Below are 19062 nucleotides of genomic sequence, written 5' to 3' on the forward strand. Positions count from 1 at the left end.
CCATAGAAAGCAAGCCTTATGAATACCGCTTCCAAGATTAAAACCGTTGCCGAAGCCATTCCCCAGTTAGTAGAATGGAAAACGAGCGGCCAGAAAATTGTCTTTACTAACGGTTGCTTCGATATCGTTCATTTGGGCCATGTGGATTACCTGGAAAAAGCCCGCAATCTGGGGGATCGTCTGGTACTGGGGTTAAACACCGATGCATCGGTTTCCCGAATCAAGGGACCACTTCGACCAGTAGTTAATGAGTATGCCCGTGCCCGGTTGATTGCTTCTCTGGCTTTTGTGGATACTGTCATTTTGTTTGATGAACCCACGCCAAAAGAGCTGATTGAGGCCATTAATCCTGACATTTTGGTCAAAGGCGACGATTACAGCGTAGAAACTATCGTTGGTTCGGATTTTGTGTTAAGTAATGGAGGAGAAGTGAAAACGATACCTCTAGTACAAGGTTTTTCGACTTCTTCGTTAATTGAGAAAATCAAGAATAACTTTTGATGAGTTTGAGGAAGTTTAATAGAACCCCGGGTTTGATATAGTTGGAGAAAGTATAATCTAGTTGGCTAACTTTCTATGATTGATTCAAACGTTGTTACATTAGAATCAAACCCTCAAACTCAAGCAAAGCAAGTTAATAAATCACTATAACTATGGCAGGAGCATATTTAATTGGTATAGTCGTGATGATTGTCAGTTCGTTAGTGAGTTGGCGACTGCGAAGTAAATTCACGGAATACTCTCAGGTAGGATTGGCTAATGGCCTTTCAGGAAAAGAAATTGCTGAAAAAATGCTGCATGATAACGGCATTTACGATGTTCGGGTGTTGTCCGTAGAAGGACAGTTGACGGATCACTACAACCCCGCCGATAAAACGGTAAATTTGAGTAATGACGTTTATTACGGAAGAAGCGTTTCTGCCGCCGCCGTAGCTGCTCACGAATGCGGTCACGCTGTACAGCACGCAACGGCTTATAGTTGGCTTCAATTCCGAAGTTCAATGGTACCTTTCCTGAGTATTGCTTCCAGTTGGATGCAATGGATCATTTTGGCGGGTATTTTTTTACTCAATACCACACCCATCCCGTTGGCTATTGGGGTAGCTTTATTCGCAGCCACCACGCTGTTTAGCTTCATTACTCTTCCCGTTGAGTACGATGCATCGAACCGGGCTCTGGCCTGGATTGAACGCACCGGGACGGTAACTCCTCGGGAACACACGATGGCGGCGGATGCCCTGAAATGGGCGGCTCGCACCTATGTAGTAGCTGCCATTGGTTCTTTGGCCACTTTACTGTACTATGTTAGCTTGTTAATGGGTGGTCGCCGTAATGATTAATCCCTGAGGGAGCTACCACAAAAAAGTCTGACTCGTGAGGGTCAGACTTTTTTTTATGGTTTTTCGTCGATAAAAAGAGCTTTGGCATAGTATTTTGGTTATGTGAAGAATACTATCAGACGAGCTAAAGACGTTCATTGATATTATAACCATTCAATACCGTAAAAGCCATGAATTATTCCTTCGCTACTCGTCGCTTATTTATCAAACTTGGTTTAGTTTTTAAACCAGTTCGAAACACCAAAGTTCTTCGTAAGCCTAGCTTACCGATGAGTGTTTCGGGAGATAAGTTCTTTAACGACTGGAAACTTCTTAACGGTTAGGAAAGGCTTTTGGCCTTAGCCGAAAGAAAGAAACTTATAAATTATAAAAAAGACGACTGGCTAAATCCCAGCCGTCTTTTTTTGTGACCTCTTTTATTTCATTCGGGCAGCGATAACCGTAATTTCTACATTTGCTCCGGCAGGTAAATCAGACACACCGACGGTGGTACGAGCGGGATAATTACTTTGGAAGTACTTTCCGTAAAGTGTGTTGATTCGTTGAAAATCGGACAAATCCTTGACGTAGATGGTCGTATTAACAATGTTTGTATAATCCAGGTGGGCGGCTTTCAGAATGGCTAAAATGTTCTCCATAATCTGAGGAACTTCGGCTTCTACGCCACCCGTTACCAGCTTTTTAGTGTTCGGGTGAATTCCGATTTGTCCGGCAACGAACACCAAACCATTGGCTTCCACAGCCTGGCTGTAAGGACCGATGGGGGCAGGGGCCATTTCTGAATGATGAATTTTCTTTTGAGCCCAGGCAAAGCTGGAATACCCAAGAATAGACGTAATCAGAAGCAAGCGACGAATCATACGTTCAGCGTTATAGGGAAAGAATAAAACTTACTTCGCCAGTTTTGAATGCTGACGGCCATAACTAAAGTAAATCACCAGACCAATAATAAGCCAGGCCACAAACGCCCCCCAGTTCAGAATGCCGAGTTCGGTCATCAGGTAGAGGTTAGTAAGAATGCCTAAAACGGGAAGTAATGAAAAGTTATAACGGTAACTCATCACCGAAAGCGTAGCAAAAACCAGCCAGAATACGAATAACAGCGGTTTCTCTTCCATCGCCAGTACAAAATGACCCGAGTAAATGGCAAAGGCCAGGGCAATTACAAAGCCAATTCCTACGATAAATTTCCCGTTCACGTAAGGCACTCGAAACTTGGAATACGTGCTTAAGCCCTGATAATCCATGTACAATACCCCGCCACAAACCAGGATAAACGCGAAGAACGTACCCACGCTGGTCAGGTCAATGAAGAAACCCATGTCGAAAAACATGGAAGGAATGGCAACCACAAAACCGGTTACAATCGTAGCAAACGAAGGCGTATGAAATTTGGGGTGAATTCTGGAGAACATGGGCCATAACAGTCCATCGCGGCTCATCGTCATCCAGATGCGGGGCTGACCTAACTGATACACTAATAATGCACTGGTAATGGCAATTACTGCCGATACGGAGATAACCCCGGCGATGAAATCAAAACCTACTTTATGGAAAACATACGCCAGTGGATCGTCAACGTTCAATTCTTTATAATGCACCATTCCCGTTAACACCAGCGTAATCAGGACGTACATAATTGTACAGATAATCAGACAGTAGATCATCGCCCGCGGCATGTCGCGTTGGGGATTTTTACATTCTTCGGCGGTGGTTGAGATCGAGTCAAATCCGATGAAAGCGAAAAAAACGGCGGCTACTCCGCTAAGCACACCACCCACGCCGTTCGGGGCAAAGGGCGACCAGTTTTCGGGTTTTACGTAAAAAGCTCCGGCTCCGATGACCAGTAGAATAACCGCCATTTTCAGAGCTACAAGCATATTACTCACGTTCTTGGATTCCTTAATACCGATGTAAACCAGAGCGGTAACCAAGACGGTAATTAGACCAGCGGGAAGGTCCAGAATCAGCTTTATGCCGCCGAGGGTAGGGGCCGAAGCCTGAGCGGCCTCGCTGGCCGAGAAGGGATTAGAGGTTAACCAGTCAGGAAGATGAAGACCGAAGCCCGCCAGCATGGAAGTAAAATATTCCGACCAGGAAATGGCAACTACCATGTTGGAAACGGCGTATTCCAGAATCAACGCCCAGCCGATAATCCAGGCGAAAATTTCACCGAAAGACACATAAGCGTACGTATAAGCACTGCCCGAAACCGGAACGGTCGAGGCAAACTGAGCGTAACTTAAAGCCGTAAAAACGCAGGCAATCGCGGTAAAGACGAAAAGTAAGGAAACGGCAGGGCCGCCGTCAAAACTGGCTCGACCGATGGTACTGAAAATCCCGGCTCCGATGATAGCCGCAATACCCAGCGAGGTTAAATCCCGAACACCGAGGATTTTGGTCAAGCCGTGTGACTCGCCCGTGGCGTCGTTGTTCAGAACTTGTTGAATTGATTTTTTACGAAAAAGGGAGTCGTTGGCCACGGCTGCTAAAGGTGTTTCGTGATAAGGTATATGGGAGCACTCGACTGTTTCAATGCCTTAGGGTCTGAAAATGAACCTATTCTTTCCAGAAAAAGTAGAAAATTGCTCGCGACGAAGTGAATATTCAGGTAAAAATAGGTAATCCCGTTAAGCATTCAAGACTGGAGGTCGACGAAATGCCGAGATTCTGGGAATTGTGGAAAGATATATCAGTTTTTCCAGGCTTCGCGTTTTACTTTGCATCCTTAATTGATTTAGAGAACATTCCATTTACTAGAGCCTTCTCGCGTGTCTATTCTTGTCAAAGATCTAACCAAAATATACGGTCCGCAAAAAGCAGTGGATCAGCTCAGTTTTGAAGTGAAGCCGGGCGAAATCGTCGGTTTTCTGGGCCCTAACGGAGCTGGAAAATCCACGACTATGAAAATTGCTACGGGTTATCTGCACCCTACCAGTGGAACGGTGGAAGTGGCGGGCTATGACGTTACGCAGCATTCAATGGACGTTCGGAAGCATTTGGGATACCTGCCCGAGCATAATCCGCTGTACCTGGACATGTACGTAAAAGAGTTTCTGCGGTTTGTTGGCGAAATGTACGGATTGAAAGGGGAGGTACTGACGCACCGGGTAAAAGACGTAATTGAGCAGGTAGGCCTGGGGCAGGAGCAGCATAAACGCATCGGGCAGCTCTCGAAAGGCTATCGACAACGGGTAGGGCTGGCTCAGGCTCTGGTACACAATCCGCAGGTATTGATTCTGGATGAGCCCACGACGGGGCTAGACCCGAATCAGCTGGTGGAGATCAGGTCGGTTATCAAGGCTATTGGTCAGGAAAAAACGGTATTATTTTCAACGCATATCATGCAGGAAGTAGAAGCCATCTGTGACCGGGCCATTATCCTGAAACGCGGAAAACTAGTGGCGAACGATACCATTGAATCGTTGAAACAAACGGGAAAATCGCTGGAAGCACTGTTCCGTGAATTAACTGTATGATACAATAACTATTTACTATGTGGAAAGCCTTTCTAATCCAGAAAGGCTTTTTTTGTTGTTTATGGGTTTTGATTGTTAGGTTTCTATAGGCCTGTATTATTGCTGGTATTTAAAAAATGGCTTTAGATTGGTTTTTAAATGATGCATATGTTTAAATAATTATACAATTATTCTAAAAAGAGGTTTAAAAATATAAATCAATGGATTAGAATAATATGTAACTATCATATGTTCATTTTAGATTTTTATTCTGTGTAAACGTATTTAATATGTGTTATATGTAATGAAAATCAATATTTACTGAAATATTATTTGAAAATAGATGATGTTGTTGTAATATTGACTTGCATTCGGATGTGTTTGTAGTCGCAACGTCTTTCTTCCATTTAGTTTTAACCAAAATTATGCAACAATTTTATATTAATTCTCTGCCTCTTCTAAGTTAGGCTTCTTCTCTTTTTCTGCTTTGATTTTCTGATTCTGCTTCTCAGGTGAGAAGTGGGCTGACTCCTTATTTTCCACTTATAAACGAGTAGCATATACTTATGAAGAAACGTTTATCTTTTTTATTATTTCTGCTGACTAATCTCTGGTTGCAAGTATCCGCTCAGGATCGGCAACTGACCGGGCTGGTTACTTCGACAGAAGATGGTCAGCCGTTGCCCGGAGTTTCCATCTCGGTGAAAGGAACGAACAAAGGCACCACGACCAATGGCAGCGGGGCCTATCAGATCAACGTGGGATCTGGTAGTGTTCTAGTTTTTAGTTATGTAGGTTTTGTTACGAAAGAAGTTAATCTGGGTAACGAAAGTGAGCTAAATGTCTCGCTGCAAATGAGTGCCAGCAGTTTAAGTGAGGTAGTAGTAACCGCTTTGGGTATTGAGCGAGATAAAAAGGCCTTAGGCTATAATGTTCAGGATTTAAAGAACTCAGAAATTACGCAGGCCCGGCCTACTAACCTGGTCAATGCTCTTTCGGGGAAAATTGCGGGTATTCAGGTTACAAACTCGAATGGCCAGCCTGGAGCCTCTTCCCGGATTATGATACGCGGAGCGAACTCCATTGGTGGTAATAACCAGCCTTTGTTTGTGGTGGATGGTATTCCCATTGATAATGGAAGCTACAATACAGCCGCTAATGCTTCAGCTACTAATACGAATAACGTAACGGTAGACTACGGAAACGGAGCTTCTGCCATTAACCCTGATGACATTGATAATATTTCTGTACTGAAAGGAGCAAATGCGGCGGCTTTGTATGGATCGCGGGCTGCGAATGGAGTTATTTTGATTACTACCAAATCAGGAAAAGGCTCCAAAGGAATTGGTATCTCAGTAAATTCCAACGTGACATTTGACCGTCCGTTTCGCCTCCCGGACTGGCAAAATGAATACGGACAGGGATTTGGTAAATTAAATTCCGATGGAACCTACGGCGGCGGCGTTTTTGAATATGTAGACGGCAAAGGTGGTGGAATAAATGATGGCGTAGATGAAAGCTGGGGTCCTAAAATGGACGGTCGACTCATTGCTCAGTTTAATTCACCTATTGATCCGGCAACGGGTAAACGTATTCCAACTCCCTGGGTAGCTCATCCTGATAACGTAAAGAATTTCCATGAAACGGGTTTAACCACAACCAATAACGTAGCCATCACAGGTGGCAGTGATAAAGGGGATTTTCGCTTATCCTTTACCAATTTGTATCAAAAGGGGATGTACCCCAACACCAATTACAAGCGGAAAAACCTGTCATTTAACGCAGGCTATAACCTGACCCCGAAACTACACGCCAGAGCTGCGGTAAACTACATCAAAGACGGGTCGGATAACCGTCAGAACCTCAATCTCTACTGGATATGGTTTGGCCGTCAGGTAGATCTGGAAGACCTGAAGCAGGATGTGGTGCCGGGAACAGATCCCAGCCAATGGCCTGTACAACGAAACTGGAACTCCAATTACTGGAATAACCCCTACTACGTTTTAAATCGTCAGACGTATGCCAACGATAAGGATCGAGTGGTAGGGAACGTGCAATTAACGTATCAGTTATTGCCTTGGCTTAAAGTAATGGGTCGTTCGGGTACTGATTTCGGAATGGATCGACGCATCACTAAACGTGCGAAGGGAGTAGGACTGGTTAACGGTGAATTTGCGGAGGATAATGTATACGTTCAGGAAACGAACACGGATTTCTTAGTGACGGGTGATCGTAAATTCGGTGATTTTCAGGCTACGGTCAGTGTCGGAGGGAACCATCGTTACAATTATTTCCAGCGGGATTATTTACAGGCTCCTGAGTTAAGAATTCCTAACCTGTACAACATTGCCAACTCTGCTGTACGTCCAAACGTTTACAATCGTAACACGAAGAAAGTGGTTAACTCTGTCTACGGACAAGCTAGTTTCTCCTTCCGCGATTACTTGTTTATGGATCTGACTGCCCGTAATGACTGGTCTTCCACATTACCCGCCAATCCTAGCTATTTCTATCCTTCCATTTCTGGAAGTGCGGTCCTGACGGATGCTCTCAATTTGCAGTCTCCAGTGTTGTCTTATCTGAAGGCTCGTGCCGGTTGGGCTCAAGTAGGAAACGACACGGATCCTTATGCAACCCAGCAGGTATACCAGGCTGAAGATGCCTGGGGGTCAGTTACTACTTTCTCAGAAAACAACTTAATCTATAACAGTAATCTTAAGCCAGAAATGACGAAGGCTTTTGAGGCTGGGATTGAAACCCGTTTGTTTAAGAACTTAATCAACCTAGAAATTACCTATTACGACAAATCTACGTCTGACCAGATTTTACGGGCGAACGTTCCTCAAAGCTCTGGCTACTACAACACGGTAATTAACGGTGGAAAGATTCGTAACTCAGGTATTGAAGTTGAACTCTCTGCTTCACCGATTAAGCTGGACAACGGTTTTCGCTGGGATGTAACCGTGAACTATGCCCGTAACCGCTCTGAAGTAGTGGATTTAGGGGGGCTTAGCAGCTACCAAATCAACACCGGATCTTTGTTGCGTAATGTCATTCTGGAAGCTCGTCCTGGGTATGCATACGGAAATTTCTACGGTACCTATACACGTCGTGCTCCTGACGGACAGGCCATTATCGATGCTAGTGGTTATCCTGTTATGTCTTCCGACCGCAAAGTAATTGGCAACATTATGCCTAAATGGACGGGAGGTCTTCAAACGGCCATTACTTACAAAAACTTCTCGGTTAGCACCCTGTTCGACATGCGTTTCGGCGGTCAGATTTTCTCGCAGGGGATTAACATTGGTCGTTACACAGGTGTGCTGAAAGAAACCTTACCCGGCAGAGAAACAGGTAATATCGTAGCTCCTGGGGTTACTGAAACCAAGAATGCAGACGGCTCAACTACTTATACCAAGAATACGAAGGCAGTTGTACTTCCCGAAAACTATTACCACAATTTCTATAATCGCAATAATAACGAGAATTACATGTTTGACGCCAGTTACGTAAAGTGGCGTGAACTGCGGATAAGCTATACCATTCCTAGCCGTTGGGTTAGCAAAACACCCTTCCGTAACATTACAGTATCGGCAGTAGGACGAAATCTCGCTCTGTTGTACAGTAACGTACCACACATTGATCCTGAAACCAGCTATTACGGAGACGGAAACGTTCAGGGCTTCGAGAATGGTAACCTGCCTTCAGCCCGGAGCATTGGATTCAATGTCGGATTCGGTTTGTAAAAGGGAGAAAACGTATTTCAAAAGCAGGAAATACTGGGAACTTATTCGAATTAACAGTACTCGAAACATCGTATTTATATGAAATTTTTCCATAAACTTTCGTACTCAGCGGCCTTAATAGCAGGGTTATTTCTGGCAAGCGGTTGCGAAAAAAACTTTGATGTAATCAATACCAACCCTAATGATCCTACTTCTTTACCACCCGAATTGTTGATGCCACACGGAATTCGCGTAGGCGTGAATACGATTTGGGGTGGATCACTCGGACAGGACGTAGGATCGGGCTGGTCCCAGCACTGGGCTCGTATTCAGTATACGGAAATTGATCAGTACAACTTCACCACGGACGTACAAGACACGCCTTGGCAAAACCTGTACATTGAAGCGAATGCTGATTTCGAGAAGATTATTGACCTGGGTAAAGCGGGTGGAAATGAAAATTATCAGGCCATTGGTTTAATCATGCGGTCGTATTTCTTTTCCCAGTTAACGGATATTTACGGCGACATTCCTTACTCGGAAGCCCTGAAAGGAACCAAGGGTACCACTTACCCCAAATACGACGCTCAGAAAGATGTCTATGCGGGATTAGTGAAAGATTTAAAAACTGCCAGTGAGTTAATTAATACCAAAACGGTGAACACCGCCGCAGATTTAATCTACGGAGGAGACATGACCAAATGGAAAAAATTTGCCAACTCCCTGAGCTTGCGTTTATTGAACCGAATGCTTGCCAAGTCGGATGCTCCTATTGATGTAAAAGCTGAAATGACCCGCATCTTGAGTGACCCCACGAAGTATCCGGTGATGACTGCGGTGAGTGATAATGCGAAACTGGTGTATTTAACGGATGCTCCCAACAACAACCCGATCAATCAGAACCGTAAAACCAGAGATGATCATCGAGTGTCGAAAACACTCACGGATAAACTGCAAGCTCTGAATGATCCTCGTCTGGCGGTTTACGCCAATAAAGTCAACGGAGCTTATGTGGGCGTTCCCAATGGCTTATCTAATACGGAAGCCGGGGCACTTGGGTTAGCCAAGACTTCTAAAGTAGGGGATTATTTTGTAGCGGCCACTTCGCCTTCGGTTCTCATGACCTTTGCTGAATTGAATTTCATCAAGGCCGAAGCAGCTCTACGGGGTGTGACGGCTGCCGGAACTGCTGAAACAAACTATGCGGCGGGAATCAAAGCCTCTATGGATCAGTATGGGTTGAGCATCCCTTCCACCTATACTACTACCTTGAGCTCTGATACTAATCAGGCAATCAATCAAGTTTTAGAGCAAAAGTGGATTGCTTTGTTCGGTCAGGGTATAGAAGCCTGGACGGAATTTCGCCGAACGGGCGTTCCAGCTCTCAAGGCTCCTGCCATTAATTACAACAGCAACATGATCCCTACACGTTTACCTTATCCTTCTTCGGAAGAGAACCTAAACGGTGCCAATATGAAAGCGGCTTTAGCTAGCATGGGAGGAGGTAATACCATGCAACTTAAACTCTGGTTTGCGAAGTAATTTTAAAAAGAGTTCTGTTTAAAAATCAAAGCCCGGCACTTTTGTGAAGTGCCGGGCTTACTTAGTATTATGCATTTACTAATACATTATCAATCAGCCGAACTTTCCCCAAGTGTGCTGCCAGACACAATGCAGCGGGTTGTCCGGGAGTATAAACTTCCAGCGGAAGTAAGTTTTCGATATTGGCTACTTCAAAATATTCCAGACTAAATGCGGGCTGCTCGGTAAAAGCGTGAAGTAAGGCTGCTTTTACCTGAGGTACGCTCAGCCCGGCCTCCAGGGCACGTTTGGCGTTTTGTAATTCCGCCTGAATGAACGGAGCCAAAGCCCTTTCTTCTTGCGTTAAGTTGCGGTTGCGGGAAGACATGGCCAATCCGTCAGCTTCCCGAACGGTAGGAGCAATGATTAACTCAATCGGGAAACTCAGGTCATTAATCAGCCGACGAACGATGAGACATTGCTGCAAATCCTTCTGCCCAAAATACGCCCGCGTAGGTTGCACCAGGTGGAAAAGTTTGGAAACCACAATGCCTACGCCATTGAAGTGACCGGGGCGAAAGGCCCCTTCCAGCACTCGTTCCAGCGGACCAAAGTCAAAAGTCATAACTGGAGCGGAGGGATACATTTCCTCGGCTGAGGGAGCGAAAATGACATCGCATCCGGCGGCTTCCAGCAAGGCAGAATCCTGCTCCAGAGTACGGGGGTAACGGGCTAAATCCTCAGCGTTATTAAACTGAATGGGGTTTACAAAAATGCTACAAGCCACCCGTTCATTTTCCGCCCGGGCTTTTCGGATTAATTGTAAATGTCCTTCGTGTAAAGCTCCCATGGTGGGCACAAATCCGATGGATTGGGGCTGCTGGGCGAGAAAGGAACGTAACTCGGCAATAGTAGTAAAGAGATGCATGGACTGCAATAAATTTCAAAAGTGCGTATGCCTGAAGTCCTGAGAGTCAGGTTTAATGAAGAAGTGAACTTATGAACAGGGTACAAAAGTTCAGCTCGTCAAAAACTTGCAAGTATAGTTTTTTATAAATTAATTCATGGATTTTAGGCGTTTTTTTTATATTTTTGCAAGCGAATTTGGAATATCCTTACCCATTTCGTAAACTCTTGAAGCCCCATGAGTAAACTCCGGATTTTGTACGTTGCCAGTGAGATCAATCCCTTTCTTCAAATCACAGACGTTGCCGAATACGTGCGAAAACTTCCCCAGGCTATGCAGGAGCGGGGCATGGAAATCCGAATACTGGTTCCTCGTTTTGGACTGATCAATGAGCGTAAAAATCGCCTTCATGAAGTCGTTCGTCTCTCCGGGATCAATATTTCGGTAGGCGACGATGAAAAACCACTGGTGATCAAAGTAGCGTCCGTACCAAGTGCCAAGTTGCAGGTCTACTTTATTGATAACGAAGACTATTTCCACCGGAAATCAGTGTTCTTCGATAAAGATGAGAAATTCTACGAAGATAACGACGAACGTGCCATTTTCTTTTGCAAAGGCGTCATTGAAACGGTTCGTAAATTAGGCTGGTCACCCGATATTGTTCACTGTAATGACTGGATGACGGCTCTGATTCCCCTGTATCTGAAAACAACGTATCGGAAAGATCCGATGTTCAAAGATACCAAGTCAGTGTTCTCGGTTTATAATAATTCATTCAATTATAAATTTACCGAAGAATTACTCGACAAAGTAAAAGCACTCGACATTAATGACGACATGCTTTTAAGTCTTAGTTCTTTAGATTACGATGGCTTTATTAAAATCGGAGTTCAATACGCTGATGTAGTAATTAAAGCCGTTGAAGATTACAGCGAAAGCGTTAATCAAATCCTGAACGATAATCCTGAGAAGAAGGTAGAGTTACCCGAAGAACAGGAAGAAATGTCAGACAAGTTTTATTCACTCTATACGGAGTTGATGAACTAGAAAGAAGGGTTGATCTCCTATACAGGCAAAGCCGCCCGTCGTCACGAACGACGGGCGGCTTTTTTATGCCCCAAACCTAGTACTTCGGCTATATGCGGGGCTTTTTGTATCTTGCCTCTTCCGCTTTGTTTAGATTTCCACTCAAGCACTTTATCACGCATGATTAAAAAAATCGTTGGGCTGTTCAGCTGCGTTCTTTCGCTGACGGCTTCCGCCCAGATTCCTGAATCTATTTTAAATGATCTTTCCAATGTTGATTCCAACCGGATTAAAGCTCACGTCGCCTACTTAGCTGACGATCAATTACTGGGCCGGAAGGCCGGTTCGCCTGGGTATAAAATGGCCGTTGATTATGTCGTAGAGCAGTATAAAAAGATGGGTTTACAGCCCGCTGGAGAGAAAGGCGGATATCTTCAGGAAGTGTACCTGCGAAACTCAAAAATTAACCCTGCCACGGCGGCCTTAACCCTGACTTTGCCTTCGGGCGAGGAGAAACAATGGCAATGGGGCGTTGATTATGTATTCACGCCACATCCCGAAAAAGAATCCGTAGACTTCAATGCTCCACTGGTTTTCGTTGGGGCGGGTTTTGATACACCACAAATCAATTTTGAAGATTACCGGAATATTGATGTGAAAGGAAAAATCGTCGTCGTTTTGCGTAAAATTCCGGAAGATGCGGCGGCCAACGTAAAACTTCACCTGAATTATCCGGCTACGGCTCAGGCCTTTGCAGCCAAACACGGAGCTATCGGTGTACTGGTTTGTAACTACACGAACAACCCGGTCGTTTTTAAAACGTCAGCAACGAATTATAGCCTGAATGGCATTAATGCATCGGTTTCAAAATCCGGCGAACGGGTAAGTTCGGCGGCGGCTTTGGGAGGAAAAATACAGGTAGCAGGGGGCCTTTCCGTGCAGGCTTTGCAGCAACTCATGCAGGCCGAAAACATTGCTCTGGATGAACTCTGGCTAAAATTGGAACGGGGCGAATACGTAAGTCGACCGCTAAAAAGTAAAGTGAAAGGGCATTATGAGAGTAAATTTACTAATCTGCTGAGTTACAATGTCATCGGGAAAATTGAAGGTTCTGACGCGAAGTTGAAGAAAGAATATGTCATTCATTCTGCCCACCTGGATCACCTTGGGGTAGGAAAACCCGTTAACGGCGATTCCATTTACAATGGGGCTCACGACAATGCTTCGGGCGTAGCCTGTGCCCTGGAAGTTGCCCGAATGTATGCGAATCTGAAGGAAAAGCCCAAGCGTTCATTGTTGTTTTTAATGGCAACCGCCGAAGAAATGGGCTTGCTGGGCTCGGGGTATTTTACGGCTTTTCCAACTGTTCCCCAAAAACAAATCGTAGCAGATATTAACACCGATATGCCTACGCTATTAGCTCCACTGGAATCGGTTGCTCCGTTGGGAGCTGAACATAGTAGCCTGTTAACAACTGTAGAAAACGCCGCCCAGGCTCTGCATTTACAGGTAGAAACCGATCCTGATCCCAGCGAGGGTCGCTTTGTGCGGAGTGATCAGTATAATTTCGTGAAAGCAGGTATTCCGGCTTTGCACATTAAATATGGTTATGCGAAAGCAAATCCAGCTTTGAATCTGGCTGAGAAGGTGAGAATCTGGCGGGATGCCCATTACCACAAAGTTTCTGACAATCTAAACGATTCGTTTGTATGGTCAGCCGGAGTTAAATACGTGCAGGTTAATTTTCTGGTTAGTTACCAAATCGCTCAAAACCCAGCCCGACCAACCTGGAATAAGGGCGACTTTTTTGAAGTCAGAAAGTAATATTAAGTTTAATAGTTTCCCTATGCCCGCTGCCAGCTTTTTCGCTGGCAGCACTAGTTTCTAAGGGAGTTGATACTTGGTTAACATTTCATTCATTGTCATAGGTATCTTAAGTGGGGTTACATTAAAAAGACAAGCGTAGCCTGGCCAGCTTTTCCACTGGCAGCACTAGCGTCTGGGAAACATGAACCTTTTCTACTCAATTGGGATAATCCAGTAAAGCTAAGCCATTACTGGTCTGATCTTTTCCGTTCTTTCTGTAAAATCAGAGCTATTATGATCGAATGGACAACCGTAGTTACACGCATTGCCGTGGCAGCTTTGTGTGGTGGATTGGTAGGAATGGAACGCGAACGCAAAGAATGGACCGCTGGCCTACGCACCCATATGATGGTTTGCGTAGGTTCCTGTCTGGCGATGATGGTATCTACGTATGGTTTTGAGGATGTTCGGGGTGTTGAACACGTTTCGCTGGACCCTTCGCGGGTGGCGGCTCAGGTCGTGAGTGGGATTGGCTTCATTGGGGCAGGTACAATTCTGTTTTTAAGAAACGAAATTATACGGGGGCTAACTACTGCGGCTGGCTTATGGACCGTTTCGGCGGTAGGGTTAGCTGCGGGAGGAGGCATGTATTTCGCGGCTTTTCTAACTACTATTACCATACTGTTTATTTTATTGGGATTAAAGCCTTTGCAAAAACTATTCTTCACCAAACATCACCAGCAGGTGATCAAAATAAAAGCAGAAGCTGGGCCAGCAGTACTAGATCAACTGCAACAGGTTCTAACGGATCAGGGAGTTACAATCTCTTACCTAAGCACTGAGAAAAAATCGAAAGAGTTAATTATTTATCTGAAAATCAAAACCTTGGCTTCCGGTCAGGAAATGTTTGGGTTGATTCGTCAGATTCAGACCTCTCCACTGGTTAAAGATGTCGTCTGGCATGAAAACGGATAAGGAAATTCAGAAAAAGCGAGTTGAACCAACAAATCGCAAGTTTCGTACGTTGAACTTATACCGAACATACCTTCCTTGACTACATGAAAATACATTCATTAGCCTTATTTATTTTATTAGGAGTAACTCCCCGCGTTGATACCTGTACGAATTCTTCCGAGCAAACTACGCAGTATACAGCGGCTACTTTTCAGCCCGTCAATGCCCTGCGGTTGACGAAACTAAGTTTGTCCGAAATTCCTGATTTCGAAATGCCCAAAGGTTCTTTCTGGGCTGCCATGAAACTCTCGCCGGATAAAATCGACCAACAAAGGGCGTTTGTATTAAAAGGAAATACCTTTTTTCCCATTCGGACACTGGTTGAAAAAGAGGCGTATCAGCAGATTACGAATGCTCAGGGCAGAGCGTTTCTGAAGACCCTCCCACCGGGAACGGGATTGTATGAAATGCTAGGTGATGATGATTTATGCAAAAGCCAGGGGGCTTTACACGGGTTATGGACGAATCCAGTAACGGTGACGCCCGTTGATGTGAAAAACTACCTCATGGGCTGGTGGTATTCAAGGGCGGAAAATTATGGTTGGGGAAATGCCAGAATCATGTTCGATCTTGATTTAGAGGGTTTTCCAGCAGCCTGGAAAAACAATCAGGTTTTGGCGGAAGGAGTGAAGCTATTACGTCAGGAACATCCTAACGTTGAATTTGGAATGTATGCTTCAGGGATGGGTAATCTGTACCCGGAAGGGAATGGCGGCCCTGCTAATCCTTACGGCCAGATCGGCGGTACTTCCCGTTATAATCTGTATAAGCAAAATGGATTTACCTACTTCGAGATGATGCCTTATGCCCATTACGAGGAAGTATTAATTGGGCAGGGAAAACCCTATGCTAATTTTCAGGATTACGCTAAACGCAGCAGTTTGCACATAAAAAAATGTCTGGAATGGCTTGATCCCAGAGCTCCTTATGCTGCTGATAAAAATTACCGGGGTTTCAGTTGGGTAATGACGCGTTACGAAGGGGGAGGATTGGAAATGATTGCTCCCCACATCTGTGAATCTTTACCATTATTGATGTTAGTAAGCGGAGCTGCTCGCTCGGGTGGAGGGCTATGTAACTGGAATCCGGGCGTAGACTTAAATGCCGCTGATTATGCTCTGGAAGCAGGAAAGTGGCGGGCTTCGCAGTTTAACAAGTTCTGGGAAAATCCGAAAACAGAGTATAACCTACACATCGAATTTTCACTGGACAACGGTGAAACCTGGACCAACGATATTGAAAACTGGCAGGCGAAAGCTCAGAAACTAGGCATCAGTTGGTTTGATTATATGTATAAAGATCCCAATCCGATGGGTGTTCGAGCCGCAGTGCTGGATAATAAGTTAGTAGTAGTAGCCGCCCATCGTCCTGGTCTGGAAGAAGGAAAAGTCCAGAACATCCTGTGTCGTTACAAAAACAAAACCTGGAAAATGAGCCTGCCGTATCATCAGGTCGTGGCTGGAACGGTTACGCTTTAGAGTTTGGAGCGGCCGCCGCTGCGGTTTGGAGTTTGGAGTTTGGAGTTTGGAGTTTGGAGTTTGGAGTTTGGAGTTTGGAGTTTGGAGTTTGGAGTTTGGAGTTTGGAGTTTGGAGTTTGGAGTTTGGAGTTTGGGGAGGAAAAACCCATAAAGGTAGGCAAGACGTTTGGATATCGAGACCCTAACCCCGGAGGGGTTGAATATGGGTAGCCCCGGGTAAAACCCGGGGTAAACGTTGGAAGGGCCCATACGCCAATCTTCCGCCTTGGCTGGTGTCCTCACCAGCCATTACTAAAAGCCTGGTAGTTGGTGAAGACACCAACCATGACGGAGTTTTTGAGTTAACAATCCCCAATAACAGGCGATTATTCAGGTAGAGATGCGATGAAGTCGCATCCGGGTAAGAGACGGTTAGTGTTACCGTAGGGATTATAAATCCCTTACAGAGGGCTTTCGGATTTCAAATCCTAAAGAGCGTAGACCTCTTTAGGGGTAAGGTTTCCTTTTCAAAAATAAGCCTACTTGCATTTCTCTAGAATCTGCAAATGGAGGTTATCAATCTGAAAAGTATACCTCATCAACCCAATTATTCTCACCAGTTTACATTGACAGTGCAGGCCAGCTTTGATAATTGTATCAATTTATACTAAGGTTACTCTGCCAGCATTTAGGTCTGTTTCTTTAGACCACAATAAAAAGTAGTAAAGTAAAAAACATGCGGAACTTTCAGGTGACGACAGGTCTTGTATAAATAGCCTTCCAATAGTTTATACCTTCAGATTACCTTTTGTTTCCATGGAGATACTTGAACCTATCTTAATCTTAATGGCTATCCTGGCAGGTCTGTCAGCTCTGGCTCCCAAACTAAAAGTCCCTTACCCAATTGTGCTGGTTATTGGTGGACTATTAGTCGGAATTACGCCTAGTTTACCTAACGTTCGCCTCGAGCCGGACGTCGTCTTTCTAATCTTTCTGCCACCTTTACTATACGAAGCCAGCTGGAAAATTTCCTGGCAGGAACTAAAAACCCACCGAAAACCCGTTTCCAGATTAGCCATCGGGTTAGTTTTTTTAACAACCTCGGTTATTGCCGTTGTGGCTCATTACTGCATTCCTGGCTTTAGCTGGCCGCTGGCTTTTGTGCTCGGAGCCATCGTCTCGCCACCCGATGCGGTAGCCGCTACCAGTGCCACCAAGGGATTAGGATTACCTCGCCGAACTACAACAATTCTGGAAGGCGAAAGTCTGGTGAACGACGCGTCTGCCCTAATTGCGTATAGGTATGCCGTGGTGGCTGTTGCCAGTGGAACCTTCGTGCTCTGGCAGGCCAGTATTCAGTTTTTTATACTAGCCATTGGTGGCGTTCTGGCCGGTTTGGCCATTGGTTACGCCTTCGTCTGGGTTTTTCGGAAAGTACAGGGCAACGCCACAGTTGAGGCCAGCCTGAACATCATGATTCCCTTTGTATCCTACCTTTTTGCCGAACACATTAAGGTATCAGGCGTATTATCTGTTGTGGCGACGGGCTTGTTTGTTTCCTGGCGTTCGTCGGAAGTGTTCTCTTTTCAGGGACGTATTCTGAGTAATAACTTCTGGGAATTGCTGGGCTTTCTGCTCAATGGATTCGTTTTCATTTTAATTGGGCTACAGCTCCCCTGGATTTTACAAGACATTCCCAATCAATCGCTAGGTACCCTGATTCTTTATGGCTTATTAGTAAGTGCTGCGGCCATTTTTATTCGTATGGCCTGGCTGTTTGTTATCGCCAAATTTCCCTTTGAGTTTGGTTATCGAAACGGAGCCAAGCAAAGCAAGGGCGAGTTATTCATCATTGGCTGGGCTGGCATGCGGGGCGTGGTTTCTCTAGCAACGGCCCTGGCTTTGCCGTTAACCCTAGCGAATGGGGAGCCCTTTCCCAATCGGAATATTATTCTCTTCATTACCTTCATCGTAATTCTGGTAACGCTCGTTTTACAGGGACTTACCTTGCCTTATTTTGTGAAGCGACTGAAAGTCAGTGAAGACCCTGATAAGGAAGCTGCTCTGGAGCGAAAACTTCGTCTGTATATGGCTCGCTCGTCCATCCAATTTATTGAGCAGGAGCTGCCAAAACTCATTGATCAGGAGGAAATTGGTGCTGGACTACGGAATCGTTTTGAACAGCAGATTCGTTATTTATACGGGTCCATTCCGACGGATGGCGTAGAACCTTCGCTGAAAGAAAAACGGGAGAAATTCAAAAAGTATATTTTTGGAGAACTGGAGGTGATCAACTTCCAGCGAAATCAAATGGTCGAGTTAATCAAAGAAAATAAATTTCCCGAAGAGTTAGTTCGGAAACTGGAAGGTGAACTTGACGTCTGGAATGTTTCGGTACAGAGTCGATTGAAGATTATGAAGTAGTGAGTGATGACCATCAGAATTGATGTTTTCATCTCCGTTAGCTTCCCCAAAGTTTTAAAACTTTGGGGATGTTTTTTTATGTCTAGACTGGTAATCTATGAATTTAGGAAGCTATCAGATTAAACTCAGAGAACAGTCTTTGGCAGGGTTGAATGATAGTGGAAGAAGCAATGGACAGGTAAAAAGGAAAGTAACACCCCCTGGCCTGTCATCTCGACCGAAGGGAGAGAGCTTCTGTCGAATGAGACGGTGCCAAGGTTAGTAAAGTTTCCTTATGACCGCTAGAAGTTCGCAAAGTCGTATGAGATTCTTCGTTCGCTCTGAATGACAGAACAGTAGTAAGAAAAAAATGCTCTGGCCTACTAAATGCCAGGTAGATAAGGT

The 19062-nt window shown here is 45.0% G+C and carries 14 protein-coding genes; 11 read left to right on the forward strand and 3 right to left on the reverse strand.

The window, feature by feature from the left end; translation table 11 throughout:
• The first annotated feature begins 18 nt into the window (after positions 1-18).
• From rfaE2 to QE357_RS06320, 3 genes are all read left to right on the forward strand, one after another.
• Positions 19-501, forward strand: a complete 483-nt coding sequence (rfaE2, locus tag QE357_RS06310) for a D-glycero-beta-D-manno-heptose 1-phosphate adenylyltransferase (RefSeq protein WP_106636341.1) — start codon at positions 19-21, stop codon at positions 499-501.
• A gap of 152 nt (positions 502-653) precedes the next feature.
• Complete coding sequence (locus QE357_RS06315; protein WP_106636342.1) at positions 654-1340, forward strand: zinc metallopeptidase; 687 nt, start codon at positions 654-656, stop codon at positions 1338-1340.
• A gap of 170 nt (positions 1341-1510) precedes the next feature.
• A complete protein-coding gene (locus QE357_RS06320) occupies positions 1511-1663 on the forward strand; it encodes a hypothetical protein (protein WP_157830284.1) in 153 nt (50 codons plus the stop codon).
• A 93-nt stretch (positions 1664-1756) separates the two neighbouring features.
• Here QE357_RS06320 and QE357_RS06325 read toward each other — a convergent pair whose 3' ends face one another.
• Complete coding sequence (locus QE357_RS06325; RefSeq protein ID WP_307142415.1) at positions 1757-2200, reverse strand: Rid family detoxifying hydrolase; 444 nt, start codon at positions 2198-2200, stop codon at positions 1757-1759.
• 30 nt (positions 2201-2230) lie between these two features.
• Positions 2231-3823 (reverse strand): amino acid permease, encoded by a 1593-nt coding sequence (locus QE357_RS06330; RefSeq protein WP_106636343.1) that lies wholly within the window; start codon positions 3821-3823, stop codon positions 2231-2233.
• Positions 3824-4111: 288 nt separating this feature from the next.
• On the opposite strand from QE357_RS06330, the gene gldA reads away from it, so the two are divergent.
• The 3 genes from gldA (at position 4112) to QE357_RS06345 (ending at position 10065) form a co-directional block, all read left to right on the forward strand.
• Positions 4112-4819 (forward strand): gliding motility-associated ABC transporter ATP-binding subunit GldA, encoded by a 708-nt coding sequence (gene gldA / locus QE357_RS06335; protein ID WP_106636344.1) that lies wholly within the window; start codon positions 4112-4114, stop codon positions 4817-4819.
• A gap of 545 nt (positions 4820-5364) precedes the next feature.
• Complete coding sequence (locus QE357_RS06340; protein ID WP_309706439.1) at positions 5365-8544, forward strand: SusC/RagA family TonB-linked outer membrane protein; 3180 nt, start codon at positions 5365-5367, stop codon at positions 8542-8544.
• A 78-nt stretch (positions 8545-8622) separates the two neighbouring features.
• Positions 8623-10065, forward strand: coding sequence for a SusD/RagB family nutrient-binding outer membrane lipoprotein (locus QE357_RS06345; protein ID WP_309706440.1), 1443 nt, complete (start codon positions 8623-8625; stop codon positions 10063-10065).
• A gap of 67 nt (positions 10066-10132) precedes the next feature.
• Here the strand turns inward: QE357_RS06345 and panC are convergent, their stop codons facing one another.
• Positions 10133-10972, reverse strand: a complete 840-nt coding sequence (gene panC / locus QE357_RS06350; protein ID WP_309706441.1) for a pantoate--beta-alanine ligase — start codon at positions 10970-10972, stop codon at positions 10133-10135.
• Positions 10973-11188: 216 nt separating this feature from the next.
• Between panC and QE357_RS06355 the strand changes: the two genes are divergently transcribed.
• From QE357_RS06355 to QE357_RS06375, 5 genes are all read left to right on the forward strand, one after another.
• On the forward strand, positions 11189-11998 hold the full coding sequence (locus QE357_RS06355; RefSeq protein WP_106636348.1) for a glycogen/starch synthase: 810 nt from the start codon (positions 11189-11191) through the stop codon (positions 11996-11998).
• Positions 11999-12157: 159 nt separating this feature from the next.
• Complete coding sequence (locus QE357_RS06360) at positions 12158-13801, forward strand: M20/M25/M40 family metallo-hydrolase (RefSeq protein WP_309706442.1); 1644 nt, start codon at positions 12158-12160, stop codon at positions 13799-13801.
• 276 nt (positions 13802-14077) lie between these two features.
• A complete protein-coding gene (locus tag QE357_RS06365) occupies positions 14078-14758 on the forward strand; it encodes an MgtC/SapB family protein (RefSeq protein WP_309706443.1) in 681 nt (226 codons plus the stop codon).
• A gap of 83 nt (positions 14759-14841) precedes the next feature.
• On the forward strand, positions 14842-16275 hold the full coding sequence (locus QE357_RS06370; RefSeq protein WP_307142422.1) for a hypothetical protein: 1434 nt from the start codon (positions 14842-14844) through the stop codon (positions 16273-16275).
• A 795-nt stretch (positions 16276-17070) separates the two neighbouring features.
• The gene (locus QE357_RS06375; protein WP_106636352.1) at positions 17071-18678 is read left to right on the forward strand and encodes a Na+/H+ antiporter; all 1608 of its coding nucleotides are present in this window, start codon (positions 17071-17073) and stop codon (positions 18676-18678) included.
• Positions 18679-19062: the final 384 nt, after the last annotated feature.

The sequence above is a fragment of the Siphonobacter sp. SORGH_AS_0500 genome (assembly GCF_031453245.1).
GTDB lineage: Bacteria > Bacteroidota > Bacteroidia > Cytophagales > Spirosomataceae > Siphonobacter.

Excerpts from the sequence above, each read along its gene's own strand:
- rfaE2 (WP_106636341.1), top strand. The coding sequence starts at position 19 with ATGAATACCGCTTCCAAGATTAAAACCGTTGCCGAAGCCATTCCCCAG.
- QE357_RS06315 (WP_106636342.1), top strand. The coding sequence starts at position 654 with ATGGCAGGAGCATATTTAATTGGTATAGTCGTGATGATTGTCAGTTCG.
- QE357_RS06320 (WP_157830284.1), top strand. The coding sequence starts at position 1,511 with ATGAATTATTCCTTCGCTACTCGTCGCTTATTTATCAAACTTGGTTTA.
- QE357_RS06325 (WP_307142415.1), bottom strand. The coding sequence starts at position 2,200 with ATGATTCGTCGCTTGCTTCTGATTACGTCTATTCTTGGGTATTCCAGC.
- QE357_RS06340 (WP_309706439.1), top strand. The coding sequence starts at position 5,365 with ATGAAGAAACGTTTATCTTTTTTATTATTTCTGCTGACTAATCTCTGG.
- QE357_RS06345 (WP_309706440.1), top strand. The coding sequence starts at position 8,623 with ATGAAATTTTTCCATAAACTTTCGTACTCAGCGGCCTTAATAGCAGGG.
- panC (WP_309706441.1), bottom strand. The coding sequence starts at position 10,972 with ATGCATCTCTTTACTACTATTGCCGAGTTACGTTCCTTTCTCGCCCAG.
- QE357_RS06355 (WP_106636348.1), top strand. The coding sequence starts at position 11,189 with ATGAGTAAACTCCGGATTTTGTACGTTGCCAGTGAGATCAATCCCTTT.
- QE357_RS06360 (WP_309706442.1), top strand. The coding sequence starts at position 12,158 with ATGATTAAAAAAATCGTTGGGCTGTTCAGCTGCGTTCTTTCGCTGACG.
- QE357_RS06365 (WP_309706443.1), top strand. The coding sequence starts at position 14,078 with ATGATCGAATGGACAACCGTAGTTACACGCATTGCCGTGGCAGCTTTG.
- QE357_RS06370 (WP_307142422.1), top strand. The coding sequence starts at position 14,842 with ATGAAAATACATTCATTAGCCTTATTTATTTTATTAGGAGTAACTCCC.
- QE357_RS06375 (WP_106636352.1), top strand. The coding sequence starts at position 17,071 with ATGGAGATACTTGAACCTATCTTAATCTTAATGGCTATCCTGGCAGGT.